This is a genomic window from Dactylosporangium vinaceum (assembly GCF_019904175.1).
Taxonomy (GTDB): domain Bacteria; phylum Actinomycetota; class Actinomycetes; order Mycobacteriales; family Micromonosporaceae; genus Dactylosporangium; species Dactylosporangium vinaceum.
Map to the genome: position 1 here is coordinate 9,663,036 of NZ_CP061913.1, position 24,385 is coordinate 9,687,420.

General features: G+C 72.5%; 22 protein-coding genes. 13 read left to right on the forward strand and 9 right to left on the reverse strand.

The genetic code is table 11. The features are described from left to right. The first annotated feature begins 6 nt into the window (after nt 1–6). From Dvina_RS43225 to Dvina_RS43245, 5 genes are all read left to right on the forward strand, one after another. Nucleotides 7–1,188 carry an AAA family ATPase gene (locus Dvina_RS43225; protein ID WP_223096518.1) on the forward strand — a complete coding sequence of 394 codons (1,182 nt, stop codon included), beginning with the start codon at nt 7–9 and terminating at the stop codon, nt 1,186–1,188. A 1-nt stretch (nt 1,189) separates the two neighbouring features. Then, nucleotides 1,190–2,482, forward strand: a complete 1,293-nt coding sequence (locus tag Dvina_RS43230; protein ID WP_223096520.1) for a vWA domain-containing protein — start codon at nt 1,190–1,192, stop codon at nt 2,480–2,482. A 153-nt stretch (nt 2,483–2,635) separates the two neighbouring features. Beyond that, the gene (locus Dvina_RS43235; RefSeq protein ID WP_223096522.1) at nt 2,636–3,316 is read left to right on the forward strand and encodes a YqeB family protein; all 681 of its coding nucleotides are present in this window, start codon (nt 2,636–2,638) and stop codon (nt 3,314–3,316) included. Continuing rightward, nucleotides 3,313–4,443 (forward strand): sensor histidine kinase, encoded by a 1,131-nt coding sequence (locus tag Dvina_RS43240; RefSeq protein ID WP_246655696.1) that lies wholly within the window; start codon nt 3,313–3,315, stop codon nt 4,441–4,443. The genes Dvina_RS43235 and Dvina_RS43240 overlap by 4 nt, the downstream gene beginning before the upstream one ends. 26 nt (nt 4,444–4,469) lie before the next feature. Next, nucleotides 4,470–5,120, forward strand: a complete 651-nt coding sequence (locus Dvina_RS43245; RefSeq protein WP_223106033.1) for a response regulator — start codon at nt 4,470–4,472, stop codon at nt 5,118–5,120. A gap of 39 nt (nt 5,121–5,159) precedes the next feature. Here the strand turns inward: Dvina_RS43245 and Dvina_RS43250 are convergent, their stop codons facing one another. Together Dvina_RS43250 and Dvina_RS43255 are read right to left on the reverse strand one after the other, a co-directional pair. Then, entirely contained in the window at nt 5,160–5,876 is a 717-nt protein-coding gene (locus tag Dvina_RS43250) for a TetR/AcrR family transcriptional regulator (RefSeq protein ID WP_223096524.1), read from the reverse strand. Between the two features lie 8 nt (nt 5,877–5,884). Continuing rightward, the gene (locus Dvina_RS43255) at nt 5,885–6,808 is read right to left on the reverse strand and encodes an SDR family oxidoreductase (RefSeq protein ID WP_246655697.1); all 924 of its coding nucleotides are present in this window, start codon (nt 6,806–6,808) and stop codon (nt 5,885–5,887) included. A gap of 85 nt (nt 6,809–6,893) precedes the next feature. Here Dvina_RS43255 and Dvina_RS43260 point away from each other — a divergent pair, with 85 nt between their 5' ends. After that, a complete protein-coding gene (locus Dvina_RS43260) occupies nt 6,894–7,541 on the forward strand; it encodes a TetR/AcrR family transcriptional regulator (protein ID WP_223096527.1) in 648 nt (215 codons plus the stop codon). Nucleotides 7,542–7,564: 23 nt separating this feature from the next. Next, a complete protein-coding gene (locus Dvina_RS43265; protein WP_223096529.1) occupies nt 7,565–8,503 on the forward strand; it encodes a proteasome assembly chaperone family protein in 939 nt (312 codons plus the stop codon). Nucleotides 8,504–9,731: 1,228 nt separating this feature from the next. Here Dvina_RS43265 and Dvina_RS43270 read toward each other — a convergent pair. Then, entirely contained in the window at nt 9,732–10,562 is an 831-nt protein-coding gene (locus Dvina_RS43270) for a phosphoribosylaminoimidazolesuccinocarboxamide synthase (RefSeq protein ID WP_223096531.1), read from the reverse strand. Between the two features lie 64 nt (nt 10,563–10,626). Between Dvina_RS43270 and Dvina_RS43275 the strand changes: the two genes are divergently transcribed. Further along, entirely contained in the window at nt 10,627–11,229 is a 603-nt protein-coding gene (locus Dvina_RS43275; protein ID WP_246655698.1) for a cysteine hydrolase family protein, read from the forward strand. A gap of 110 nt (nt 11,230–11,339) precedes the next feature. Here Dvina_RS43275 and Dvina_RS43280 read toward each other — a convergent pair whose 3' ends face one another. Further along, nucleotides 11,340–12,080, reverse strand: a complete 741-nt coding sequence (locus Dvina_RS43280; RefSeq protein WP_223096535.1) for an ABC transporter permease — start codon at nt 12,078–12,080, stop codon at nt 11,340–11,342. Next, a complete protein-coding gene (locus Dvina_RS43285; RefSeq protein WP_223096537.1) occupies nt 12,068–12,964 on the reverse strand; it encodes an ABC transporter ATP-binding protein in 897 nt (298 codons plus the stop codon). The genes Dvina_RS43280 and Dvina_RS43285 overlap by 13 nt, the downstream gene beginning before the upstream one ends. Before the next feature lie 131 nt (nt 12,965–13,095). Between Dvina_RS43285 and Dvina_RS43290 the strand changes: the two genes are divergently transcribed. From Dvina_RS43290 to Dvina_RS43300, 3 genes are read left to right on the forward strand one after another with little or no spacing between them, the layout of a single operon-like run. Further along, nucleotides 13,096–14,874: a histidine kinase gene (locus Dvina_RS43290; protein ID WP_246655699.1), complete on the forward strand. Its 1,779-nt coding sequence runs from the start codon at nt 13,096–13,098 to the stop codon at nt 14,872–14,874. Next, nucleotides 14,838–15,479: a response regulator transcription factor gene (locus tag Dvina_RS43295; protein WP_223096549.1), complete on the forward strand. Its 642-nt coding sequence runs from the start codon at nt 14,838–14,840 to the stop codon at nt 15,477–15,479. Before Dvina_RS43290 ends, Dvina_RS43295 begins: the two co-directional genes overlap by 37 nt. Before the next feature lie 16 nt (nt 15,480–15,495). Next, nucleotides 15,496–16,071: a hypothetical protein gene (locus Dvina_RS43300; protein ID WP_223096561.1), complete on the forward strand. Its 576-nt coding sequence runs from the start codon at nt 15,496–15,498 to the stop codon at nt 16,069–16,071. A 5-nt stretch (nt 16,072–16,076) separates the two neighbouring features. Here Dvina_RS43300 and Dvina_RS43305 read toward each other — a convergent pair whose 3' ends face one another. Next, a complete protein-coding gene (locus Dvina_RS43305; RefSeq protein ID WP_223096563.1) occupies nt 16,077–17,102 on the reverse strand; it encodes an ROK family protein in 1,026 nt (341 codons plus the stop codon). A gap of 85 nt (nt 17,103–17,187) precedes the next feature. On the opposite strand from Dvina_RS43305, the gene Dvina_RS43310 reads away from it, so the two are divergent. Together Dvina_RS43310 and Dvina_RS43315 are read left to right on the forward strand one after the other, a co-directional pair. Further along, nucleotides 17,188–18,084: an NADP-dependent oxidoreductase gene (locus tag Dvina_RS43310; protein WP_223096565.1), complete on the forward strand. Its 897-nt coding sequence runs from the start codon at nt 17,188–17,190 to the stop codon at nt 18,082–18,084. Nucleotides 18,085–18,088: 4 nt separating this feature from the next. Next, nucleotides 18,089–18,985 carry a pirin family protein gene (locus Dvina_RS43315; protein ID WP_246655700.1) on the forward strand — a complete coding sequence of 299 codons (897 nt, stop codon included), beginning with the start codon at nt 18,089–18,091 and terminating at the stop codon, nt 18,983–18,985. On the opposite strand, the gene Dvina_RS43320 is transcribed toward Dvina_RS43315, so the two are convergent. The 3 genes from Dvina_RS43320 to Dvina_RS43330 form a co-directional block, all read right to left on the reverse strand. After that, a complete protein-coding gene (locus Dvina_RS43320) occupies nt 18,982–21,873 on the reverse strand; it encodes an RICIN domain-containing protein (RefSeq protein WP_223096568.1) in 2,892 nt (963 codons plus the stop codon). The genes Dvina_RS43315 and Dvina_RS43320 overlap by 4 nt on opposite strands. Nucleotides 21,874–21,962: 89 nt before the next feature. Next, nucleotides 21,963–23,141 carry a hypothetical protein gene (locus Dvina_RS43325; protein ID WP_223096570.1) on the reverse strand — a complete coding sequence of 393 codons (1,179 nt, stop codon included), beginning with the start codon at nt 23,139–23,141 and terminating at the stop codon, nt 21,963–21,965. Beyond that, on the reverse strand, nt 23,119–23,667 hold the full coding sequence (locus Dvina_RS43330; RefSeq protein WP_246655701.1) for a sigma-70 family RNA polymerase sigma factor: 549 nt from the start codon (nt 23,665–23,667) through the stop codon (nt 23,119–23,121). Before Dvina_RS43330 ends, Dvina_RS43325 begins: the two co-directional genes overlap by 23 nt. Nucleotides 23,668–24,385 lie beyond the last annotated feature (718 nt).

Sequence of the window (24,385 nt, forward strand, 5' to 3'; positions counted from 1 at the left end):
GCGGGCATGACGGAGGCCTTGAACCAGCTCGCCGCGGCGGACGAGCTGCTCGCCGCGACCCGCGCCACCCGGGTCGAGCGGCGCGACAACGTTCAGCTCGAGGCGCTCGCGCTGGCCGTGTCGGCGAACCTGCCGGTGCTGCTGTGGGGCGAGCCGGGCATCGGGAAGTCCTCCGCGCTGCAGCAGCTGGCCGACCGGCTCGCGGTGCCGATGGAGACGGTCATCGCCAGCATCCACGAGCCCTCCGACTTCGCCGGGCTGCCCGTCGTCGGCGACGACCCCGCCACCCAGGGCGTGCCGATGGCGCCGCCGGACTGGGCGGTCCGCCTCACCCGCAGCGGCATCGGGCTCGTGTTCTTCGACGAGCTGTCCTCGGCGCCACCTGCCGTCCAGGCCGCGCTGCTGCGGGTCGTCCTGGAGCGGCGCGTCGGCAGCCTCGAGCTCCCGCCCGGCGTCCGGGTCGTCGCCGCGGCCAACCCGCCGGCCAGCGCGGCCGACGGCTGGCACCTCAGCCCGCCGCTGGCCAACCGGTTCGTCCACCTGCACTGGACCCACGACCCCGAGGTCGTCGCCCGCGGCCTGGCCGGCACCTGGCCCACCGCCGACATCCCGCGCATCGACCCGCGCCGGGCCGCGTCGGCCCTGGCCCGCGCCCGCGGCACCCTGTCCGGCTTCCTGACCGCCCGGCCCGGCCTGAGCCACCACATGCCCTCCGACGCCGAGGCCCGCGGCGGCGCCTGGCCCTCGCCGCGCACCTGGGAGATGGCGCTGCGGCTCCTCACGTTCGCCCTGGCCAGCGACGCCACCCGGGAGGCACTGGCGACGGCCCTGGTGGGCGCGATCGGCGACGGGGCCGGCCTGGAGTTCATCACCTACCTGGAGGAGCTCGACCTCCCCGACCCCAACCGCGTCCTGGCCGACCCCGGCGCCTTCGCACTGCCGGAGCGCGGCGACCGTCAACTCGCCTTCCTCACCGCCGTCGTCTCGGCCGTCCAGTCGAACCCGAGCCGCCCGCGCTGGGAGGCCGCGTGGACCGTCCTGGCCAAGGCCGTCGACGCCGGCGTGCCGGACGTCGCCGCCCGCGCCGCGACGGACCTGGCCGCGATGCGCGACAAGTCCTGGCCCGTCCCGCCCACGATCGACGCCTTCGTGGACATCCTGCGCCTCTCCGGCGCCATGGGCCGCTGAGATGACAGCTCCCCCACCACCTCCCCCGGACGACGACCCGGCTCCCACGCCCGCCACGCCCGCGCCCGCTTCCGCACCCGCCGGCCGCGCCGCCGACGATCGGGGGCGGGAGGCGGCCGGGAAGGTGCTGGACCGCACGAAGCTGCTCGCGGCGCGTTACCGGGCGGCGAAGCTGCGGCCGTACCTGGCCTCCGCCCTCTATGCGCTGTCGGTCGTGCCGTCCTGGCACCTGTCGACGATGGGCGTCGACCGGCACTGGCGGCTCTACGTCTGTCCGGACTTCGTGCGCGAGCACCCGGTCGAGGAGCTGGCGGCGGTGTGGGTGCACGAGGTGGCCCACCTGCTGCGGGACCATCGCGGGCGGGCGGAGCGGCTGCGGGAAGCCGACCGCGACGACCATCTGCGGCTCAACCTCGCCCAGGACTGCGAGATCAACGACGACCTGATCGAGGACGGGCTGCCGCTGCCGTCGGGCCGGGTCGAGCCGAAGATGTTCGGGTTGCCGCAGGGGCGGCTGTTCGAGGAGTACCTGGCGGGGATTCCGCACTCGCGGACCATCCACGTCGAGTGCGGGTCGGGTGCGCACGGCTCGGCGGTGCCGGGTGAGCTCGGCGCAGGCGGCGCTGCGGAGGTCGGCGAGATCGAGGCGGGGGCGATCCGGCGGCAGACGGCCGATGCGATCCGGGCCCACGCGCGCGGGCTCGGGACGGTGCCGGGCGGGTGGCGGCGGTGGGCCGACTCGGTCGCCGAGCCGGTGGTCGACTGGCGGCGGCGGCTGACCGGGGCGCTGCGGCAGGCGGTCGTATGGGCCAGCGGGGCGATGGACTACACCTATGCGCGGCCGGGGCGGCGCAGCGCGGCCCTGCGCGGGGTCGTCCTGCCGAGCCTGCGCCAGCCGCTGCCGCGGGTGGCGATCGTCGTGGACACGTCGGGCTCGATGGGCGACGAGCAGCTTGCCGCGTGCCTGGCCGAGGTGACGGGCGTCCTGCGGGCGGTGGGCATCCGCGGCAACCGGGTGACGGTCCTCGCCTGCGACGCCGACGTGCAGGCCGTGACCAGGGTGACCCGGGCCGACCAGGTCCAGCTGAGCGGCGGCGGCGGGACCGACATGCGGGTCGGCATCGAGCGGGCCCGCGGCGGCCCCCACCCGCCGAACATCATCGTCGTGCTGACCGACGGCATCACCCCGTGGCCGGACGAGCCCACCGGCTGCCGCATCATCGCCGGCCTCATCGGCGCCGACCCGCCCGCCACACCGTCCTGGATCGAGGCCGTCCACATCACGCCCGCCTGACGACTTCTCGGCGGCAGTCCCGGATCGGGACGGTCCGCGTCATATCGGCCGGCGGCGTGCGGCGCCCGTCCCGGATCGAAGCGGTCCACGCCGCGGCCGCCTGACGACTTTCGGCGACTGTCCCGGCCGGGCCGGGGTGCCTAGCGTGGAGGCATGGGTGAGCGCACGCTTGGGCTGTCCCGCGGTGACCGGGTGCTGCTGCTGGCCGGGTTTCCGCTTGTCGGCGGCCTGGTCGGGTGGGGGCTGCCGTTCGCGGCCCGGTGGCTGCTGGAGCTGCCGTGGGTGCCGTTCGGCGGGCCGCTGCGGCTGGTGCGCCACCTGGGCAGCGGGTGGGGGCTGGCCGGGATCATCGCGGCCGGGGTGCTGCTCGCCGCGGCCGCCGGGGTCGTCGCGGTGCACGAGGCGCTGCGGGTCACCGTGCGCGCCGACGGGCTGCTGGTGGTGCGGGGCGACCGGCGGGTCGAGATCGCGCGGCGGGACGTCGACGCCGTGTTCGTCGACGGGAAGCTGCTGGTGGTGCTCGACCGGGAGTCGCGCCAGGTGGTCCGCGACCGGCTGGAGAACGCCGGCCGCGGCGGGGTGCGGCGGGCCTTCCTGGAGCTGGGGTATCCGTGGGTGCCGCGCGACCCGTACGCGGAGCTGTTCCGGCGGTGGGTGCCCGACCTCCCGGACCTGCCGGGGGCGGTCAACGCGGTGCTCGCGGCCCGGGCCAAGGCGCTCGAGGCCAAGAGCGGCAGTGACGCCGAGGAGCTGCGCGACGAGGTGCAGAAGCTCGGGTACACGGTCAAGGACGCCGGGAAGGCCCAGCACTGGCGGCCGCTGGTGAAGTCGTGAGCGCGCGCAACGCGGCCGTCGACGTCGTCTCCACCGTCATCGCCGTGTCGCTGGCGCTGATGGTGGTCGCGGCGGGGCTGGAGGCGGGGACGCTCGGCGACGGGCGGCTGCTGTTCTCGCTCGCCGTGACGGTGCCGGCGATCGTGCTGATGTGGTGGCGGCGGCGGTACCCGGTCGGGGTGGCGGTGGCCATGCTCGTGCCGGCGGCGCTCACCGACATGGTCGGCGGTGTGGTGCTCATCGTGCTGTTCGGGCTGGCGATCCGGCGGCCGCTGCGGACCGTGCTCTGGCTCGCGGCGGCGCACGTGGTCGTGGTGATGCCGTTCACGATCCTGTACCCGGACCCGGACCTGCAGGTCGTCGGGTCGGCCACGGTCGGGCTGGCGCTGTTCGCCGTCGTCATCGCCTGGGGGACGGCGATCCGGGCCCGGCGCGAGCTCATCGCCACGCTGCGGGAGCGGGCGGTGCGGGCCGAGTCGGAGGCGCGGCAGCGGGCCGAGCTGCTGCGGGGGCTGGAGCGGGAGCGCATCGCGCGGGAGATGCACGACGTGCTCGCCCACCGGATCTCGCTCATCAGCCTGCACGCGGGGGCGCTGGAGATCCGCCGGGACCTGTCCCGCGAGCAGGTGGCCGACGCCGGGAAGACGATCCGGGCCAGCGCGCACCAGGCGATGGAGGAGCTGCGGGAGATCCTGGGTGTCCTGCGGGCCAGCGACCGGGAGGACCTGCGGCCGCGGCAGGGGCTGGTGGACCTGGCGGAGCTCGTGGAGGAGGCCCGCAACGCCGGCGCGACGGTACACCTGCAGAATTTTGTGGACGATCCGTCGACGCTGCCGGCGGCGGCCGACCGCACCGCGTTCCGGCTCGTGCAGGAGGGGCTGACGAACGCCCGCAAACACGCCCCCGGTACCGCGGTGTCGGTGCTGCTGGAGCACAAGGAGGAGCTGCACGTCCGGATCAGCAACCCGCTCCCCGCGCGGCCCGTCGCGCCGAGCCTGCCCGGGACCCGGTCCGGGCTGGAGGGGCTCGCCGAGCGGGTGGCGCTGGCCGGTGGGCGGTTCGAGCACGGGGTCCGGCGCGACGACGGCAACCGGCCGTGCTTCACCCTGGAGGCGTGGCTGCCGTGACCGACGACGCCGTGCCCGATCGCGGGATGCCCGGCACCGGGGTGATCCGGGTCGTCGTGGCCGACGATGACGCACTGGTGCGGGCGGGGCTGGGGATGGTGCTCGGCGGGGACACCGGCGTCGCGGTCGTCGGGGAGGCCGGGGACGGGGCGCAGGCCGTGCGCGTCGTGCGCAGCGTGCGCCCGGACGTGGTGCTCATGGACATCCGGATGCCGCGGATGGACGGGCTGGCCGCGCTGGAGGCGCTGGCGCCGGACGACGTGCGGGTCATCGTGCTCACGACGTTCGACACCGACGAGCACGTGCTCAAGGCGCTCCGGCTGGGCGCGCACGGGTTCCTGCTCAAGGACACGCCGCCGCTGGCCATCCTCGACGCGGTCCGGAAGGTGGCCGCCGGTGAGCAGACGCTGTCGCCGTCGGTCGTGCGGCAGCTCATCGCCCACGTCGCCGCGGATGATCGGGGCGAGGCGGCGCGGCGTACCCTCGCGGCCCTGACACCGCGGGAACGGGATGTCGCCGACGCCGTCGCGGAGGGCCGCTCGAACGCGGAGATCAGCTCCGCGGTGCACATGAGCGTGGCGACCGTGAAGACGTACGTGTCCCGGATCCTGGCCAAGCTCAGCTGCTCGAACCGGGTGCAGGTGGCGATCCTCGTCCACGAGTCGCGCCTCGATTGATGCCGCCGGCTGATCGCGCCGGCCGATGGCGCTGATCCATCAGGCCTCGACGAGCCGGGCCACGCCGTCCAGGACCGCCTGCAGGCCGCGCTCGAACTGGGCCGTCACCGCGTCCGCCGTGCTCGGCAGCTGCACGGCCTCGGCCGAGCCGGGCGCGCCGCCGTTGAGCAGCGCCGCCGTGTGCGGGAAGCGGCCGGTGGCCAGCTGCTCCATCCCGTATTCGACGACGGCCTTGACCTGCTCCGGGTCGGCCTCGGCCCGCATCTCCCCGGCCTTGAGCGCGCTGCCGAAGACGTACGCGTCCACGATCGTCAGCACGTCGATCTTCCCGGCGTGGTCGAGCCCGGTGCCGGCCAGCGCGGCCAGGGTCTGCTCGAAGTGCAGCATGCCGTTGGGGCCGATCGCCGGGCCCTGCCGCAGCGTGACCGCCCACGGGTGGCGGGCCAAGACCACCCAGGTGCGGCGGGCGATGGCCGCGGTCGCCTCGCGCCAGCCGGCCGGCAGCTCACCGTCGGCGAACACCGACTCGGCCATGAGGGCGTCGTCCATCAGGGCGAACAGCTCGTCCTTGGTCTCGACATAGTTGTACAGCGTCATCGTGCCGGCGCCCAGGCGCGCGGCCACGTTGCGCATCGAGACCGCGTCGATGCCCTCGGCGTCGGCGATCTCCAGGGCCGCGGCGGCGATACGCTCGCGGCTGAAGCGGGGCGCGCGGGCGCTGGGCTCCGGGCGCGCCCAGATCGGCGGTCGCGGCATGCCCACGATTATCGGTGATAGCGATCGGCGATGAAGCCGGGCTCCGGCCTGTCCTTCCGCCGGGGCGCCGGCGGCTCGGCGGTGCTGGCCCCGAACCCCCGCCCGAGCGCGCGGACCTGCTCCTCCATCAGCGGCACACTCCGCCTGGCCTGCGACTCCAGGAACTTCTCGGTGAGCCGGCTGTTCAAGAACGTCCGCATCCAGTACATCAACGCGACGCTACGGGGCACGAAGACCTTCCGGCGGCGGCGCTCCAGCGCATCCACGAACGCGGCCGCACAGCGCTGCACCGACGTGGTCGAGCCCATCGGCGGCGGCAGGCGGCGCAGCGTCTCCCGGAACGACGGCAGGTCGTCCTGGGCGTCGCGGACCAGGTCGGTGTCGATCCAGCTCGGGTGGGCGGTGCCGACGGCGACGCCGTGGTGCGCGACCTCCAGCCGGACCGCATTGCCGAAATGCTCGACGCCGGCCTTCGAGGCGCAGTACGGGGCCATGCCGGGCAGCGCGGCGTACGCGGCGGCGGAGGCGACGATGAGCAGGTACCCCCGAGTCTCGATCAGGTGCGGCAGGCAGGCGGCGGCGGTGCGCATCACCCCGACCAGGTTGACCTCGACCGTGCGGACCAGGGCCTCGACGTCGCCGGTGGCGATCGTGCCGCGGCTGGCCACACCGGCGTTGGCGACGACGGCGTCGATGCGGCCGTAGGCCTCCTTCACCTGGTCGACAGCGGCCGTCAGGCCGGCCTGGTCGGTGACGTCGGCCGGGAACCAGACAGCGCCGAGCTCACCGGCGACCGCGCTGAGCCGCTCCGGCTCCAGCCCCACCAGGGCGAGCCGAGCACCGCGCGCCGCCGCCTCCCGGGCGGTATGTTCGCCGATGCCGCGGGCGGCGCCGGTGACGAGGACCACCTGGCCCGACAATGAGCGCTTCACCGCCGCGCCTCCGTTTCGACGGTACCGTCCAGTACCAGGCAAACTAACACCCGAGGACAGTGTCGCGGAAGGTGAAGGCAACCGCATGACGAGCACCAGGACCCCGGAGGAACTCCGGCAGGACCTCACGGGCGGGCTGGCGCAGGCGATCGCCGCGAAGGGCTACGCGGCCACGACGATCGCCGACATCGTCACGCACGCCCGCGTGTCGAAGCGCACGTTCTACGAGCACTTCGCCGACAAAGAGGCGTGCCTCATGGCCCTCTACGAGCAGGGGTGTCTGCACCTGCTGGAGGTCGTGCGCACCGCCGCCGGCCCCGGCGGGCGCCCCTGGAAAGAAATGATCAACAGCGGAGTCTCGGCGTACCTCACCGCGCTGGAAAGCATGCCGGCCGTCTCCCGCACCCTGCTCGTGGAGATCCAGGCCGCGGGCCCGAAGGCGTTCCGGCTGCGCCAGCAGATGCAGCGGCGCTTCGCCGACACACTCGTCGACGTGATCGAGCGGGCCCGCGCCACCGACCCGGCCATCCCGGCCCTCTCACCGCTGCTGGCGATCGCGCTCGTCGGCGGCGTCCACGAGATGATGCTGCAGGTCTGCGACCCGTACACCGGCGCCGGCCCGTCCTTCACCGAGCTGGCGCCGGCCGTGGACGAGCTCGCGTACGCGATCCTCACCAATCCCTGGATGACGGCGGATGGAATGATCGGACGCAAAGCCGGGTTGCACGACTAAAAACGTAGGAAGGACCCGTTGCGGTGCTGAACCCCAGCGAACTTTACGAGCTCACCGACGCTGAGCAGGCGCCCTTGGGCCAGGCCGGCGAGCGGCCGGTGCTCGTGCACGCGCTGACGGGCTTCGTCGACGCCGGCAACGCCGCCCGCCTGGCCCGCGAGCACCTGCTCAGCGTCGGCTCGCCGCGCACGGTCGCCTCGTTCGACCTGGACCAGCTCTACGACTACCGCGGCCGCCGCCCCGCCATGCTCTTCGTCGAGGACCACTGGGAGCACTACGAGCAGCCCACGCTGCTGCTGCGGGCCCTGCGCGACGCCAGCGGCACCGAATTCCTGCTCCTCGACGGCCCTGAACCAGACCTGCAGTGGGAACGCTTCACGGCGGCCGTGCTCGAGCTCATCGAGCGCTTCGACGTGCGCGCCACCGTCGGCCTGACCGCGATCCCGATGGCCGTGCCGCACACCCGCCCGACAGGCGTCACCGCCCACGGCACCAACCGGGACCTGATCGCCGGGTTCGAGCCGTGGCTGCAGCGGGTGCAGGTGCCGGGCAGTGTCGGGAACCTGCTGGAGTACCGCATCGGCCAGCAGCAACGCGACGCCTTCGGATTCGCCGTGCACGTCCCCCACTACGTGGCCCAGGCCGAGTTCCCGGCAGCCGCGGAGAAGCTCCTGGCCTGCCTGGCCGACGCCACCGGCCTGCGGGTGCCGATGGACGAACTGCACGCCTCGGCCGACTCGGTCCGCGCGGAGATCGACGTCCAGATCGCCCAGGCCGACGAGGCGGCCTCGCTGGTGCGGGCGCTGGAGGAGCAGTACGACGCGTTCACCCGCGGCCGCACGGCCAACAACAACCTGCTGGCCGACTCCCCCGCCCCCCTCCCGACGGCCGACGAGATCGGCGCCGAACTGGAGCGCTTCCTGGCCGAACACACCAAGGGCGACGAACCTCCACTGGGCTGATCGCTCGCCCCTTCTCTTTTGTCGTCTTCGTTCGCCCACGCCGCTCTACCGAGTGTCACATCTACGCTACGCTTCGCCATTTTGACAAGGTCGATTAGAACAGATGTGCTAGCATTGGGTTTGGAATGAGCGCGCGGAACCTGATCGGTATGCGAATCGGCTCGTGGACTCGGACGGGAGACGAACTCGGGCCGGTACGTTGAGCAGGGGCTCAGATGGACGTTGTGAAGGGGCTCTCCGGAGGCACCTGGCCACGCCGCCGGCCGCGCACCTTCTCGCACTCGCCCGTCTACGCCACACCTTCGGCATCGCCGGCCGCGCGGCGCCCCCTGACGTCGCCGCCCTCTTACGGCCCCCTCCCTCTGGCGCCGCCGCCCTCTGGGACCGCGGCCGCAGTGGTTCACGGGGTGCTCCGCCCGGGCTGTGTACGGGCGTCGCGAGCCATTGGCGCCTGCGTGCGTCCGGGCGGAGTTGACGGCGTCGCCTTCGGTTCGTTCGGCCGATCAACGCGCCGATGGCCTGCCGTGGGCGCGAATCGCCTTGCGCGGGTGCCTGCTATGGCGGGCGAGGCTCGGCGGCTTTGGGCACGCCGCACGCCGAGCGCGTTTTCGACTGCGCCGCGCGCCGAGCGCGTTTTTTGGGTTACGCCGCTCGTTTTGGGTTACGCCGCTCGCTGATCCTGCGTCGGCGGGGTGCGCCGGTGGCTTTGTGCGGTCCTTGCAGGGCTTGTTCGGGTCGCGCCAGGTCCTTGCGCGACCCTGTGTGCGTCTGGCAATACCTGCTTAGGGCCCACCGCTCGACGTTAGCCCAGCGCCCACGGCTCACCGCTGATCCACGCTCGCCGCCAGTCCAGCGCGCGCACGGCCCACCGCCTGCGCACGCTCGACGCTCGCCGGCCGCCGCCGCCAACGCTCGCCGTTAGTCCAGCGCACTCACGGCTGACCGCTTGCCCGCGCTCGACGCTTGCCGACCGTCCGCCGCTGACCCCCACGCTCGACGCTAGCCCACCGGCCGCCGCCCATCGCTTGCCCGCGCTCGACGCTTGCCGACCGTCCGCCGCTGACCCCGTGCTCGGCGCTGGCTCGCCGGCCGGCGCCCATCGCTTGGGCGCGCCTCAGCGCTTGCCGACCGGCCCTGGGTCTGCGCGCTGCGCCGGAGCGACGGAAGTGGCGTGGTGCGGTGGCTGATGGGCGGGCGGGGAGTGGGTGGGGGCGGTGGGGTTGTGCGGTTACCAGGTTGTGCCGGTCAGGCGTTCGTAGACTTCGATGTAGCGGGCTCGGGTTCGGGCTATCACTGGTTCGGGGATCTCGGGGCCGGGGGCGGTTTTGTTCCAGCCGTGCTCCAGGGACCAGTCTCGGACGCTCTGCTTGTCGAAGGAGAACTGGGGGCGGCCCGGTTCCCAGTCGGCGGCCGGCCAGAAGCGGGAGGAGTCGGGGGTCAGGACCTCGTCGGCCAGGAAGAGGGTGCCGTCGGCGGTTCGGCCGAACTCCAGCTTCGTGTCGGCCACGATGATGCCGCGCTCGGCGGCTATGGCGGCGCCCTGGGAGTACACCCGGAGCGTCAGGTCCTGGAGCTCTTCGGCCAGGTCCTTGCCCAGCTCGGCGCGGACGTCGTCAAGGGTGATGAACTCGTCGTGCTCGCCGACCGGGGCCTTCGTCGTGGGCGTGAAGATGGGGGCCGGGAGGCGGGAGCCCTCCACCAGGCCCGGTGGGAGCGGGACGCCGGCTACCTGGGCGCTGCTGCGGTACTCCGAGAGGCCGTGGCCCACCAGGTAGCCGCGCGCGATGCACTCGACGGGGAGCATGTTCAGGCGGCGGCAGCGGATGGCTCGGCCGGCGAACTCGGCCGGGACGTCCGTTGCGGAGATGACGTGGTTGGGGACGATGCCGGACAGCTGGTCGAACCACCACAGGGAGAGGCGGGTGAGGACCGCGCCCTTGTCGGGGATCGGGGTCGGCAGGACCACGTCGTAGACGGAGATGCGGTCGGTGGCGACGAGGATCAGATCGTCGCCGTCGGCGTAGACGTCACGAACCTTGCCCGAGTGCAGGAGTTCCACAAGCTGGAGCCTATCGGAGCACGGTAGCGTGAGCTGCGTCACGACGTCGTGAGTGGAGGTCCCCATGCCCATCGATCCGACCAAGACCGCCATCGTCCTCATCGAGTACCAGAACGATTTCGTCTCCGAAGGTGGGGCGTTCCACGGCGCCGTGCAGGGCGTCATGGAGAAGACCGACATGATGGCGAACACCCGCAAGGCGGTGGCCGCCGCGCGGGCGGCCGGGGTGACGATCATCCACGTGCCTATCACGTTCGCGGCCGGGTACAACGAGATCACGGCGCACCCGTACGGGATTCTGAAGGGTGTCGTGGACGGCAACGCGTTCGTGAAGGGCGAGTGGGGCGCGCAGATCGTCGACGAGCTGGCGCCCCAGGCGGGGGACATCGTGGTCGAGGGCAAGCGGGGGCTCGACACGTTCGCCAGCACCAATCTCGACTTCATCCTGCGCAGCAAGGGCATCACGACGATCGCGATCGGCGGGTTCCTGACCAACTGCTGCGTCGAGTCGACCATGCGGACCGGTTACGAGCACGGGTATCAGGTCATCACCCTCCAGGACTGTGTCGCGGCGACGTCACAGGAGGAGCACGACAACGCGCTCAAGTACGACTTCCCGATGTTCTCGACGCCCATGTCCGCCGCCGATTTCGCCGGACAGCTCTGAGCGAACCGGCTGGCGCAGAACAAACCGGCCGGCGCAAAGCAATCCGGCCGGCGTAGGGCCATCCGGCCAGCGCAAAGCAAACCGGCCGGCGCTGAGCGCGCTGGCCGGCGCTACGACACGCGGTAGAAGCGGATCGCCAGGCCGCCGGCGAGCAGGAAGCCGGCGGCCAGCACCGCCAGGTGCTGCGGGTGCGGGAAGTCGCCCGCCCATGCGGCCTGGATCGCCTGGCGGAACGCGCCGAGCGGGGTGAAGTCGCCGATGCGGCGCAGGGTGGCGGGCATCCACTCGACCGGGACGTACAGGCCGGCGAAGAAGGCCGACGGGAACCACAGGGCCAGGGCGTAGCCGGTGGCCGCCTTCGCGCTGCCCGCGACGGCCGACACCAGCAGGCCGATCGGGAAGAGCCCGAGGACGCCGAGCACGAACGTCGGGATCACCAGGGCCAGGTTCGGCAGGTGCATGTCCAGCGCGGCCACGCCGATGACGAGCGTCAGGACGATCGAGAGCAGTACCACCCCGACGTTGAGGACGAGCTGGGCGCCGAGCATGACGGCCGGCCGCACCGGGGTCGTGGCGAAGCGGCGCAGGATGCCCTTCTCGCGGTACGTGGCCAGGACGACCGGCAGCATGAAGAACGCCACCATCGCCATCGACACCATGATGGACATCGACGGGATGACGGTGTCGATGCCGCGGTGGCCGCCGAGGGCCGGGTCGGCCTCGTGGGCGCTGCCGGGCAGGCCGAAGATGACGAGCAGGGCGGCCGGTAGCAGGATGGTGAACGCCGGGCCGGCGATCTCCCGGAGCATGAGCTTCGCCTCGATCACGGTGAGGCGGGTCAGGGCGCGCATGTCAGCTCCACGAACGCCGATTCGAGGTCGGCCTGGACGATGTTCAGGGCCAGGGGTACGACGTGCAGCGCGGCGAGGGCCGTGGACACCTCGTGGGCCAGGTTGCCGCGGCCCTGCACGGTCCACATGCCGTCCTCGACGCTTGTCGCGGTGACTCCCGGTACACCCGCCAAGGCTTGTGCATCCAATGGCCCGGACGGCCGGAACGTGACGGTGACGCCGCCGGGGACTCGACGGATCAGCCCTTGCGGGGTGTCGACGGCGACGGTGCGGCCCCTGTCGATGACGGCGATGCGGTCGCACAGCCGCTCGGCCTCGTCCATGAAGTGGGTGACGAGCAGCACCGTCACGCCGCTGTCGCGCACGTCGGCGATCAGCCGCCAGGTGTCGTGCCGGGCCTGCGGGTCGAGCCCGGTGGTGAGCTCGTCGAGCACCGCGACCTCGGGTGAGCCGACGAGCGACAGCGCGATCGACAGCCGTTGTTTCTGACCCCCCGAGAGTTTCTTGTACGTCCGGCCGCCGTGCCCGGCCAGCCCGAGGCGCTCGAGCAGCGGGCCCGGAGCGGCCGGGCGCTCGTAGAAGGAGGCGAACAGGCCCATCGCCTCGTCGACCCGGATCCGGTCCGGCAGCTGCGACTCCTGCAGCTGCACGCCGAGCCGCTGGCGTACGTCCGGGTCGCGGGGGTCGCGGCCGAGGACGGTGACCGATCCGGCGTCGGGCCGGCGCAGTCCCTCGATGCACTCGACTGTCGTCGTCTTGCCGGCGCCGTTGCGCCCGATGATGCCGAAGATCTCGCCGCGCTCGACGGTGAAGGACACGTCGCGGACGGCCTCGTGGTCGCCGTAGCGCTTCTGGAGTTGCCGTACTTCGATGACCGCTGTCATGCGCTTATCCTGGGCCGGCACCGGACCGGGCAGAATGACGCTGGATGCCGGGGCCGGGGTGCAGTTATCTGCACCCCGTCGGGCAGCCAGGTCCGATGTGCCGCGGCGACGGGGAGGCGAGGCTCGTGGGTATGTCGTACCCGAGGGCGCTCGCCCGTAGCCTGCTCCTGCTCGCGCTGGTCCCGGTGGTGCTCGTCCAGCTGGTGGCCACCGTGGTGCCGGCGGTGGTGGTCCTGGTCCACCCGGGCATCGCGGTTCGCCGGCTGACCGGCCGGTGGCGGGCGATGTTCGGCCGGTGGCTGGGCCGGGAGATCCCGGTGCCGTATGCGCCGGAGCCGGGGCCGCCGCAGCCGGACGAGGAGGGGCTGTACCGCCACGACTCGCAGCTGTACCGCTCGCCGCGCCTGCCCGCCTACCTGGCCAAGGTGGACTGGTTCGCCAAGGACCCGGCGCTCGCCCGCGATGTGCAGTGGATGGCGCTGTTCCCCTTCGTCGTGCTGCTGATCGTGCCCCTCGGGCTGCCGGTCGCGCCGTGGGCGGTGCGCGCGGTCGCGGCGTGGAGCGCGTGCCTGCTGAAGCCCGGGGCGGCGCGGAAGGCCGGCGGCCGGCGGACCGACCGGGTGCTGCTGGCGTGGGCCCGCCTCGGTCTCCTGGTCGTGTGCGCCGCCGTGCAGCTGGTGCTGTTCGGGATCACCCTCGTCCTGTTCACGTTCGGCTTCGGGCTCGGCCTGATCTTCCTGATCCCGCTCGGGCTGACGCACATGCGCTGGCTGCTCAACCTGCGCCGGTCCTACGCGTCCTGGGGCGGGGTCACCATCGAGCGGCCGTACGCCCCGCCGCGCGAGCCCGAGCTGCGCCCGGACGGGCTGTTCCGGGTGAACAACACGTTGTACAAGACCGAGAACATGGCGAAGTTCAACGCGCACTGGCAGTGGGTCTGGCACGACCCGGCCTCGTGGCGCGACCTGTCGTTCCTGGTCGTCGACGCGAGCGTCACCGGCGTCATCGCGGGCCTGCCGGTGGTCGCCGGGATCTACGGCGCCTGGGGCCTGGCCCTGCCGTGGGTGTGGACGCAGGCCTTCGGGGCCGAGTGGAGCCGGTGGTACGGCGCGTTCTTCGGCGACCGCACCCTCGGGCTCCTCGTCGGGGTCGGCCTCGTCGCCGCCGCCCTGGCCGCGGCCCAGCCGGCGCTGCGGATGGTGTCCGGCTGGACGCAGGGGCTGCTGAAGCCCACGGCGAAGGAGGAGCTGCGGCGGCGGGTCGAGCGGCTCACGCAGACCCGGGCCGACGCCGTCGACGCCCAGGCGGCCGAGGTCCGGCGGATCGAGCGCGACCTGCACGACGGGGCGCAGGCCCGGCTCATCTCGGTCGGGCTCACGCTCGGCGCGATCGAGCGGCTCATGGACACCGACCCGGCCAAGGCCCGCCAGCTCGTCGCCCAGGCCCGGGAGACGTCGCAGACGGCCCTGACCGAGCTGCGCGACCTGGTCCGCGGCATCCACCCGCCGGTGCTGTCCGAGCGTGGGCTGCCCGACGCCGTCCGCGCTCTCGCCCTGGACACCGCGGCGGACGTCACCGTCACCGGCCGGCTCGAGGGGCGCCTGGCCGCGCCTGTCGAGTCGGCGGCGTACTTCGCGGTCAGCGAGCTGCTGGCCAACGCCGTCCGGCACGGCCGGGCGGCGGCGGTGGCCGTGGACATCCGCCACGTCGGCGGCGTGCTGCGCATCCGGGTCACCGACGACGGCGGCGGCGGTGCTGACCCGTCCCGCGGGACGGGGCTGCGCGGGATCGAGCGGCGGTTGGGTACCTTCGACGGAACGCTCGCCATGGACTCCCCCGCCGGCGGGCCGACCGTCGCCTCGCTGGAGCTGCCGTGCGCGTTGTTCTCGCCGAAGACCTCTACCTCCTGAGGGACGGCATGGTCCTGCTGCTGCAGAGCCACGGGTTCGAGATCGTGGCGGCGGTGGACACGGGCCCGGCGCTGCTGGAGGCCCTGCTGTCGCACCGGCCGGACGTCGCCGTCGTGGATGTGCGGCTCCCGCCGTCGTTCACCGACGAGGGTCTGCAGGCGGCTCTCGCCGCGCGGCGGGAGGTACCCGGGCTGCCGGTGCTCGTCCTGTCGCAGCACGTGGAGCAGTTGTACGCGCGGGAGCTGCTGGCGGACGGGACGGGGGCGGTGGGGTACCTGCTGAAGGACCGGGTCTTCAACGCGGACCAGTTCATCGATGCGGTACGGCGGGTGGCCGCGGGCGGCACCGTGATGGACCCCTCGGTGATCGCGAAGCTCGTGGCCCGGCCCCCGCAGCAGACGGGGTCGCTCACCCCGCGGGAGCGCGAGGTCCTGACCCTGATGGCCGAGGGCCGGTCGAACGCGGCGATCGCGAAGCAGCTGTTCCTGTCGGAGAGCGCGGTGAACAAGCACATCGCGAGCATCTTCGGGAAGCTCAACCTGCCGGTCTCGGACGACGACAACCGCCGGGTGTTGGCGGTTCTGGCGTATTTGCAGGGTTCCTGACGGTACGTTGGTGTTTGTGGGGCTTCTCGTCGCCGCGATCCTCGCCGTGCTGGTCGCCGGGGGCGCCGTCTACCTCGGCTGGGCCGCGCTGCAGGCCGCCCACCGGGCCATGGGCGCGGTCGGGGAGCTGATCGCGCAGTACCGCCTGGCCGACGACCGCCGCGACGCCGAGCGGGTGTGCGCGTGGGCGGTAAGCGAACGCGAGACCTTCGAGAAGATCATCACGCGGGGCGTCGTCGGCGCGGCCGTGCGCAACGCCGGCCAGAGCCCGGTCTACGACGTCGAGATCGTCTTCACCGACCCGCCGGCCGCCTGGACCGCGATCCGCCGGGTGCGCATCGTGCCGCCTTCGGAGCAGCCCGAGGTGTACGCCGGCTTCGATCAGGAGTCCACCGACGGTCCGGTGGAGCGGGACCGGATCAACGATGACGGGACCATCCGGCTGGCGCCCTCGGCGGACATGCATGTCGAGCTGCGGTTCACCGACGCCCGGGGGCGGCGGTGGCAGCGCGACGACCAGGGGCGCCTCAACGTCCTGGCCGAGAACGTGGCGCGGGCGGCCGCCCCGGTCTCGGAGTCCTCGGCGGCCTGAGCGGGTCAGGCCACGACGGTGCCGGCGGCGGCGATCGCGGCGCCGCGGGCGCCGGCCATGTCGCGCTCGGGGACCAGCGCGAACTCCGCGACCTTCACCTGCTCCTCGCGCAGCAGCGTGTGCTCGCGGATGCGGGCCAGGAACCAGTCGCGGAAGTGGGGGGCGGCCTCCACGACGCCGCCGCCGACGAAGTAGCAGTCGGGGTCGGTGAAGTTGGCGGCGATGGTGAAGAGGCGGCCCAGGCCCATCGCCTGCTGCTCGAAGATCTTCAGCGCCAGGCCGTCGCCCTGCTCGGCGTAGGAGCGGACCTGCTTCGCGGCGGACTTCAGGGAGTCGGCGCCGTGCAGGGGGTGGTCGGGGAAGCGGGTCAGCCAGTAGGGCAGGAGGTTGCGCACGATGCCGGTCAGGGAGGCGACGCTCTCCACGTCGCCCAGGAAGCCGCAGCCGCAGGACGGGAGGGGCTGGCCCTCTTCGAGCAGGCCGTGCATGGGGATGTGGACGTGGCCGAGCTCGCCGGCCATCCCGGCGGCGCCCTTGATGACGCGGCCCTGCTCGATGACGCCGCCGCCCAGGCCGGTGCCGACGATTGCGGAGATCGACGACTTGGCGTCGGCGGCCGGGCCGAAGTGCACGTGGTGGGCGTAGAGGGCGGCCGCGTTGCCGTCGTTGTTGTAGACGACGGGCAGGCCCAGGCGGGCCTCCAGGGCGCCGCGGAAGTCGTAGCCCCACCAGGCCGGCTGGGAGAAGTTCGTCGCGCCCTTGGAGGAGATGACGCCGTCGGCGCTGGCCGGGCCGGGGGTGTCGAGGCCGACGGCGACGACGCGGGAGCGCTCGACCTTCGTCACGGCGAGGATGTTGTCGAACGCACCGGCCAGCGACTCGATCGCCGCCTCCGGGCCCTCGAGCACCCGGCTCGGCACCTCGACGAGTCCGTCCACGAGGAACGAGCCCGCGTGGTCGAGTACCGTCGCGTTGTTCGCGGTGCCGCCGTTGTCCAGTCCGACGACGACCCAGTCCTTCGCGTTCACCATGGTCCGACTCCCTGTAGTGCCTCCGGCGCGGTTGCACCCTAACGCATTGACCTGAAGTGCGCTTGAGGTCGCAGAGTGCTTGACCATGAGAGCAGCAGCGTTCGCAGAGCCGGGCCCGCCGGACGTCCTTCGCCTTCTCGACCGGCCCGAACCGCAGGCCGGCCCCGGCGAGGTGCGGGTCCGGGTGAAGGCCGCGGGGGTCCAGCCGTTCGACGCGGCCCTGCGGCGGGGCTGGGTGCCGCCCTACGCCGCGGTCACCCTCCCCCAGATCCCCGGCAACGAGTTCGCCGGTGTGATCGACCAGGGCGACGGCCAGGGCACCGAGGTGCTCGGGTTCAGCGTGTTCAACAGCTACGCCGAGTACGTCGTCGTGCCCGCCGACCACGTCACCCCGAAGCCGGCCGGCGTCCCGTGGGAGGTGGCGGGCGGCTTCACGGCGGGCTGGCAGACGGCCCGGCTGGCGCTGTCGGCACTGCGGGTCCAGGCGGGCGACACCGTCCTGATCAACGCGGCGGCCGGGTCGACGGGCACCGCCGGCGTGCAGCTGGCCCGGCTGCTGGGTGCGACGGTCATCGGCACGGCGAGCGCCGCCAACCAGGACTATGTCCGCTCCTTGGGAGCCATCCCTGTGGTGTACGGCCACGGCCTGGCCGAACGCGTCCGCGCCCTGGCACCGCAGGGTGTGACGGCCGCGATCGACGGCGCCGGCGGGGACGCGCTCACGACCTCCCTCGAGCTGGTCGAGGACCCGAAGCGGATCATCACCCTGGTCGAGCACGGCCGGGCCGAGGAGCTGGGGCTGGCCACCATCCAGGGCCGGCGCAGCGCCGACGCCCTGGCCGAGCTGGTCGCGCTCTACGCCGAGGGCCGCACCCGGTGGACCGTGCGCCGGGTGTACCCCCTGGCCGAGGCGGCCGCCGCGCACCGGGAGATCGAGACCGGCCACGGGCGGGGCAAGATCGTGCTCGCGGTGGACAATTGACCGCGTGAGTCTGCTGGAAGAGGGGCGGGACGTCCCGCTCGGGCGCTACACGGTCGTGCGCCGCACCCTGCCCAACAAGGCGCGGCGCACGGTCGGGGCGTGGTGCTTCCTCGACCATTACGGTCCCGAGGACGTCACCGGGAAGCCGGGCATGCGCATCCCGCCGCACCCGCACATCGGCCTGCAGACGGTGAGCTGGCTGCTGTCCGGCGAGGTGCGCCACCGCGACAGCCTCGGCTCCGACCAGGTGATCGTCCCCGGGCAGCTGAACATCATGACGTCGGGCCGGGGCATCGCGCACTCGGAGAACTCGCCGACGGACAAGCCGCCGCTGCTGCACGGGCTGCAGCTGTGGGTCGCGCTCCCGGAGGCGGCGCGGCACATGCCGCCGGCGTTCCAGCACATCGCCGACCTGCCGACGCTGTCCGATTCGGGGGTGAAAGTTACGGTCGCCGTCGGGGCGCTGGAAGGGCTGAGCTCCCCCGCGGACGTCCACACGGAGCTGCTCGGGGCGGACGTCGAGCTTGCGGGGGCGACCCGGATCCGGGTGCGCCCCGACTTCGAGCATGCGGCAGTGGTCACCGAGGGCGTGGCGACGATCAACGGGGTCGACCTGGCGCCCGGCTCCCTGCTCTACCTGGGTGACGGCCTGGAGCAGCTGGCCTTGGCCGGCAACGCCCGCCTGTTCCTGCTCGGCGGGGTGCCGTTCGAGGAGGAGCTCGTCATGTGGTGGAACTTCGTCGGGCGCACCCACGAGGAGATCGTCGAGGCCCGGGACGACTGGATGGCCGCCGCCGACCGGTTCGGTGTGGTGCCCGGGGGCGAGCAGCCGCTGCCCGCCCCCGGGATGCCGTCGACGCGACTGAAGCCGCGCCCGCGGTACCGTCAGGGCCCGGTTTAAAGCAGTTTCCACAGGTGGTCGGCGGTCCCGCTGTCGGCGAACTGCACCACCTGGGCGCTGTTCGCCGTTGACATGCCGGCCACGCCGAGCACCTTCAGGCTGTGCTGGACCTGGATGCGGACCCAGCCGTCGCCGTTGTCGACGAGGCGCCAGAGGTGGTCGGCGCTGCCGTTGTCGTCGTACTGCTGCACGAGGGCCCCGTCGGCCGTCGACATGTTCTGCACGGCGAGGAGCTTGCCGCTGTTCTGGTTCACGATCTTGAACCAGCCGCCGCCCGCGTCGATCAGGCGCCAGTTGTGGTCGGCCGTGCCGTTGTCGTCGTACTGCACGACGTTGGCGCTGTTGGCCGTGGACATGCCGGCCACGCCGAGGACCTTGAGACTGTTCTTGTTCTGGACCCGCTTCCAGGAGATGGGTGCGGTGGTGCCCTCGACCCGCATCTCCAGGATGCCGCCGGAGACGCCGGCCTTGAGCTGGACGGCGACCCGCAGCGCGGAGGTGGTGACGGCGTTGAAGGTGACCCGGTTGAAGGTGTTCAGCGCGGTGCCGTAGGCGGAGGCGCCGCTGACCGCTGTCCACTGGCCGCTCGCGTTCAGGTACTGCACCTGCCACGACTGCGGGGCGCGGCACTGCCCGGTGCCGGTGTCGTCGAACCAGTACACCGAGACCGCGCCCGTGTTGACGGGGGTCGCGTAGGTCAGCTGGGCCCATTCGCTCGTGCCCAGGTGGTCCCAGAACGTGAGCCGCGGGATGCTCGTGTCGGCCGAGCTCGACGGGGCCTTGCCGTCGTTGATCGCCCCGACGCTGTCGCCGCCCCAGCACCAGGACGCCGAGGCGGTCGCCGGGATCGACCAGTCGATCGCGTCGGCGCCGTCGCCGATCCGCGGGAACGTGGTGATCCTGACCCGCTGGGCGCCCATCGGCAGCAGCTGGACCGTCTCGTTGGGCTGGGTGGAGCGGGCCGGGCTCGGCTGGAGGGTGCGGACGATCCCCTCGGCGTCGGCCTGCCAGTTCACGATCCTGCGGCCGGTGACGCTGAGCGCGATCGGGGCACCGTCGCGGGTGAACGGGTTCGCCGCCAGGGGCCCGGCCTTGCGGGTGACGGTGACGGCCGGGTTGGCCGGGTCGAGCAGGAGTCCGTAGTTCCAGGCCGAGTCCGCGTAGACCTCGTTCGTGGGCCAGGCGTCGGTGCCGCCGGTGCGCGACCAGCGCTCGGCGATCGACAGCGAGAACGTGAGCGGGCCGTTGTCGACACTTATCGCGTTGCCGTTCTTCGCCCACGTGCGCACGGTGGTCCGCATCGGCAGGGTGACGGTGACCCGGTCGCCGTTGTTGAACGTCTGGTCGACGATGACGAACGAGCCGGACTGCAGCGTGCCGGTGACGAGGGTGCCGTTGACCCGGACCTGGGCGCCGGCGGACCAGCCGGGGATGCGCAGGTAGAGCGGGAAGCCGACAGGTCCGGGCGTCGTCAGGGTCAGGGTGATCGTGTCGCTGAACGGGTAGTCGGTGTCCTCGGTGATCGTGACCGATGTGCCGTTCGCGCCGACCTTGGCGGTCACCTGCGAGGCGCCGTACATCGCGGCGCACAGGCCGTTGTCCCAGGTCGCGAACCAGAGCTCCTGCGCGTAGTACGGCCAGCCCATGCCGTAGTTGTGCGGACAGCAGCGATAGTTGTGGATGCCGAGCATGAAGGCCAGCATCGGGAAGCCGTTCTGGAACTGCCCCTGGGTGAGGGTACGGTCGGTCAGCGCGATGCTGTTCGCCGACGAAACGTAGTGGATGCCCTTCTGCGCCGGGTCGAGCGCGGCCGGCAGGGAGTTGAACGCGAGGTCCTCGCAGCGGTCCAGCCACACCGGGTCGCCGGTCATCCGGGCCAGCAGCTGGTGGCTGTGCATGAACTCGACGATGCCGCAGGTCTCGAAGCCCTGGCGGGGGTCGGTGTATCCGGTCCGGCAGTTCTCGTCGCCGGCGAACCCGCCGCCCGGGAAGTTGCCGTAGAGCCCCATCACGGTGGCGTAGTCGTTGTACGTGGCCTGCGGATACTTCGGGTCGGGGTCGAGCAGCCCGAACTGCGCCGGCTCCCGGAACCCCTGCGCGAGGTTCACGTTGTGCCAGTTCGGGATGCCGTTGGTGTAGTCGGCCGAGCCCGCGTGGATCTTCCGCACCAGGTCGAGCAGCCAGCTCTCCGGGCTGCGGTTGTAGAGCCAGTAGATGCTGTCGATGTTGTCGCCCCAGCGCAGCGCCGCCCAGCTGCGGTTGAACACGGCGGCCGGCTGGGCGTTCTGGAACTGGAAGTACTTGCGCATGAAGGTCACGACCCGGGCGTCGCCGCTGTACTCCGCCCACGACCGCAGCGCGTCGAGCAGCGGCATGTGCGGCCAGAAGTCCGGCCCGTTCTCGAGGCTCGTGCGCAGGCTGTCGGGCCCGAAGAACCCGTCGGCGGCCTGGTTGGCGATGATGCCGTCGATCCACTGCTTGGCCAGGCCGAGGATGCGGGTGTTGCCGGTGACGTATCCGAGGTCGCCGAAGCCGCGCAGCCAGTACGGCAGCTCCTCCCAGGCGCCCTTGGTCCGGTCGACCCAGCCGCAGTTGGCGTACACGAGGTAGTCCGACACTTCGGTCATCCGCCCGCAGAGCCCGTCGGCCTCGATGTTGAGCTGATTGCGGATCCACCCGCGCGGCTGCACGGCCCCGGGCGGCAGCTTCAGGAACGGCGTCGACTGCAAAGGCGCCACATTCTGGGTGTACCGCCCTGTGCGCGCGCCCGCCGCGACGGTCTTGGCGGTCCTGACCGCGGCCGCGGCTTCTGCGGCGAACGCAGTGGTGAGCGCGACCGCGCCGCCGGTGATGACAGCCCCTCGCGCGACGAACGTCCTACGGTCCACGACCGGACTCCTTTGCTCCTGGCGGGGAACATCGAAGCCCGATTATGCGCAGGTCCGGTTGAGTTGTGAAAGAACTCGTTGATTTTTGTTCAAATGGCCGTGTCGGTTTGTGCGCTCTGGGGCGTCGGTTCAACGCTCCGGTACCACCGGACCCCGCCTGCCACCGCCAGCCCCACGCCTACCGCAAACGCCAGCGCCACAGCCCACCGCCCCCACTGCGGCCCGGCGAGGCTCCCGTAGCGCAGCACCGCCGAGTCCCCGACCCCGACCATCACGGCGAGGCAGGCCCCGGCGATCCCGAGCACAATGTCCACACGTTTGAACAGCTCCAGTCCGCCCACCACGAGGACCGCGACCGCGGTCAGCAACGGCCACAACCGCGCCAGCACCTGCACACCGACCCCATCGGCCGGCGAGGCCGCGAGCACAGCCGCCTCGACGATCCAGACCGTGGTGACCGCTCCCCCGCCCAGAGCCGCCAGCGCCAGCACGACCTTCTGCCGCCACAGCAGCCCCAGGGCCACGGCCCCGACCACCGCCCCGGCCCACCACCACCCGGTCGCCGGCGCCGGCGCGGCAGCGATCGACCCGCGGATGATCCCGGGCTCGCGCGAGTCGACGAGCAGCGGCACACTCCAGCTCCGCGCCGGCAGCTCCCGAGCCCGCTCGTCATGCCACCGGACCCGGGGCTCGGCACTGACCGCCCGCCAATCGGGCGCCGCCCCCGCATCCCCACCGGCGGCCACTCCGCTGACGGACCGGCTGGCGACCCAGGTGGGGGAAGCCCGGTTCTCCTCGACCCCCCGGCGGCCGATCCTGAGGAACTCCTCCCCTTGCAGCCCGAGCACCACGACTTCCCGCCCGGACCGATTCACGAGCTCGAGCCGGGCCCCACCTTCAACCGCCCGGACCGTGACTCCCGGCACCGACACCGACTCCACCCGGACCACGTAGTTCACGGCAACGGGCGCGTCGGCCCCGTGAGCCGAAGCCGGCCCCGAATACAGCACAACAGCGACCAGCCCGACCACTCCCGCGAGGGCCACCTTCACCACCCACCCGAAGCCACCCGACCGCACCGGACTCGCCCGCCGCGCAGCACAGCCACCAACCGCCACGCAGCCGAACCGCCGCCCGCCTGGCATCCGACCGAGACCGCTGCGCTGAGCGGCACCGAACGTCAGCCCGACCCGCCAGGCGACCACGAGCGCCGAAGCGCGACAGCCCACCCGAGTAGCGGCGATCTCACCCAGCACGAGCAGCGGCAATTGCAGCAACGAGATCGGCCCGGGCCCGAGCCACCCGAGAGCGGATCGTGCCGACCGGCACCTCCTCGATCTCGGCCGCCTCAGCGTAGGAAACCCCGAGCACCTGGGTCAGGACGAACGCCACTCGCCGCTCGGCCGGAAGCGCCGCCACCAGCGCGTTCGTGGCATGCAGCCCAGCGTGGTCCCCCTCGGCCAACGGCGCCGGCTCCGCCATGACCCGACTCTCCAGCCGCCGGGCCCGAACAGCCGACCGCACCTGATCAGCACAGGCCCGCCGAGCGATGGCCAGCACCCACGTGCGCGCCGAGGACCGACCGGCAAACTCCGGCAGCGCCCGGAACGCCCGCAGGTAGGTGTCCTGCGTCACGTCATCGGCCTGAGCAACCCCGACAAGCGCCGCCACGAACCGCCAGACCTCGGTCTGCGTGGCCCGCACGAACACCGCCGCGGCCCGCTCATCCCCCGACCGCGCGGCCAGCAGCGCCTCGGTCGCCGCATCCACGTCGCCGTTGGCCTCACCAGTCACGCAGCGAGCGTAGCGCCCCGACCTGCGCTGCCTACATCCACCTCACCGCCCCGTACGAGCCCCCTCCACGCCGCCAGGACATCAGCAGACGACGGCTTCCCGCAGCGCCCCGAATGCGCCGTGCCCCGCTCTCCGTCGTCGACAGCGCGCACCTCTGCAACCGGCAACCCCCGAGACAGCAGCATCCACGAGACACGCCCTCACAGGGCCCCGTGGACAGCGCGCCGAAGCACGCACTCGACCGGCTGAAGCGCTTGCACGGCGACGCAAGGGCACAGTGGCGGTGAATGAGGACGGGCAGAGGCGCGGCGATCCTGCCGGCGGGCAACACCTGACGCTCGGCCACCGGGGCGCGCGGCGGGGCTGGCACGCGGGCACCGAGACGCGCGGCGGGGCTGGCACGCGGCCACCGGGGCACGCGGCGGGGCTGGCACACGGGCGCATGGACGGCGTGACGCGCGGCCCACGAGCGGGATGCGCACAGGCACGGTGCGGTGTGGCGGTGGATATCGGCGGCCCAAATCAGGCGCGCAGGCGCAACGGCGCACGAACACCGGGACGCACAGCCACGCCACGCAGCGACCCACCAGCACGAGCACGAGCACCGCGACGCAAAGCCACGCCACGCAGTGACCCACGAGCACGAGCACGAGTGCCGGGACGCACAGCCAACGCCACGCGGTGACACACGAGCACGAGTGCCGGGACGCACGGGCAC

What these genes read in the sequence shown, in the direction of transcription:
- Dvina_RS43225 (WP_223096518.1), top strand. Translation starts at nt 7, where the DNA reads ATGACGGAGGCCTTGAACCAGCTCGCCGCGGCGGACGAGCTGCTCGCC.
- Dvina_RS43230 (WP_223096520.1), top strand. Translation starts at nt 1,190, where the DNA reads ATGACAGCTCCCCCACCACCTCCCCCGGACGACGACCCGGCTCCCACG.
- Dvina_RS43235 (WP_223096522.1), top strand. Translation starts at nt 2,636, where the DNA reads ATGGGTGAGCGCACGCTTGGGCTGTCCCGCGGTGACCGGGTGCTGCTG.
- Dvina_RS43245 (WP_223106033.1), top strand. Translation starts at nt 4,470, where the DNA reads ATGCCCGGCACCGGGGTGATCCGGGTCGTCGTGGCCGACGATGACGCA.
- Dvina_RS43250 (WP_223096524.1), bottom strand. Translation starts at nt 5,876, where the DNA reads ATGCCGCGACCGCCGATCTGGGCGCGCCCGGAGCCCAGCGCCCGCGCG.
- Dvina_RS43260 (WP_223096527.1), top strand. Translation starts at nt 6,894, where the DNA reads ATGACGAGCACCAGGACCCCGGAGGAACTCCGGCAGGACCTCACGGGC.
- Dvina_RS43275 (WP_246655698.1), top strand. Translation starts at nt 10,627, where the DNA reads ATGCCCATCGATCCGACCAAGACCGCCATCGTCCTCATCGAGTACCAG.
- Dvina_RS43280 (WP_223096535.1), bottom strand. Translation starts at nt 12,080, where the DNA reads ATGCGCGCCCTGACCCGCCTCACCGTGATCGAGGCGAAGCTCATGCTC.
- Dvina_RS43285 (WP_223096537.1), bottom strand. Translation starts at nt 12,964, where the DNA reads ATGACAGCGGTCATCGAAGTACGGCAACTCCAGAAGCGCTACGGCGAC.
- Dvina_RS43290 (WP_246655699.1), top strand. Translation starts at nt 13,096, where the DNA reads ATGTCGTACCCGAGGGCGCTCGCCCGTAGCCTGCTCCTGCTCGCGCTG.
- Dvina_RS43305 (WP_223096563.1), bottom strand. Translation starts at nt 17,102, where the DNA reads ATGGTGAACGCGAAGGACTGGGTCGTCGTCGGACTGGACAACGGCGGC.
- Dvina_RS43310 (WP_223096565.1), top strand. Translation starts at nt 17,188, where the DNA reads ATGAGAGCAGCAGCGTTCGCAGAGCCGGGCCCGCCGGACGTCCTTCGC.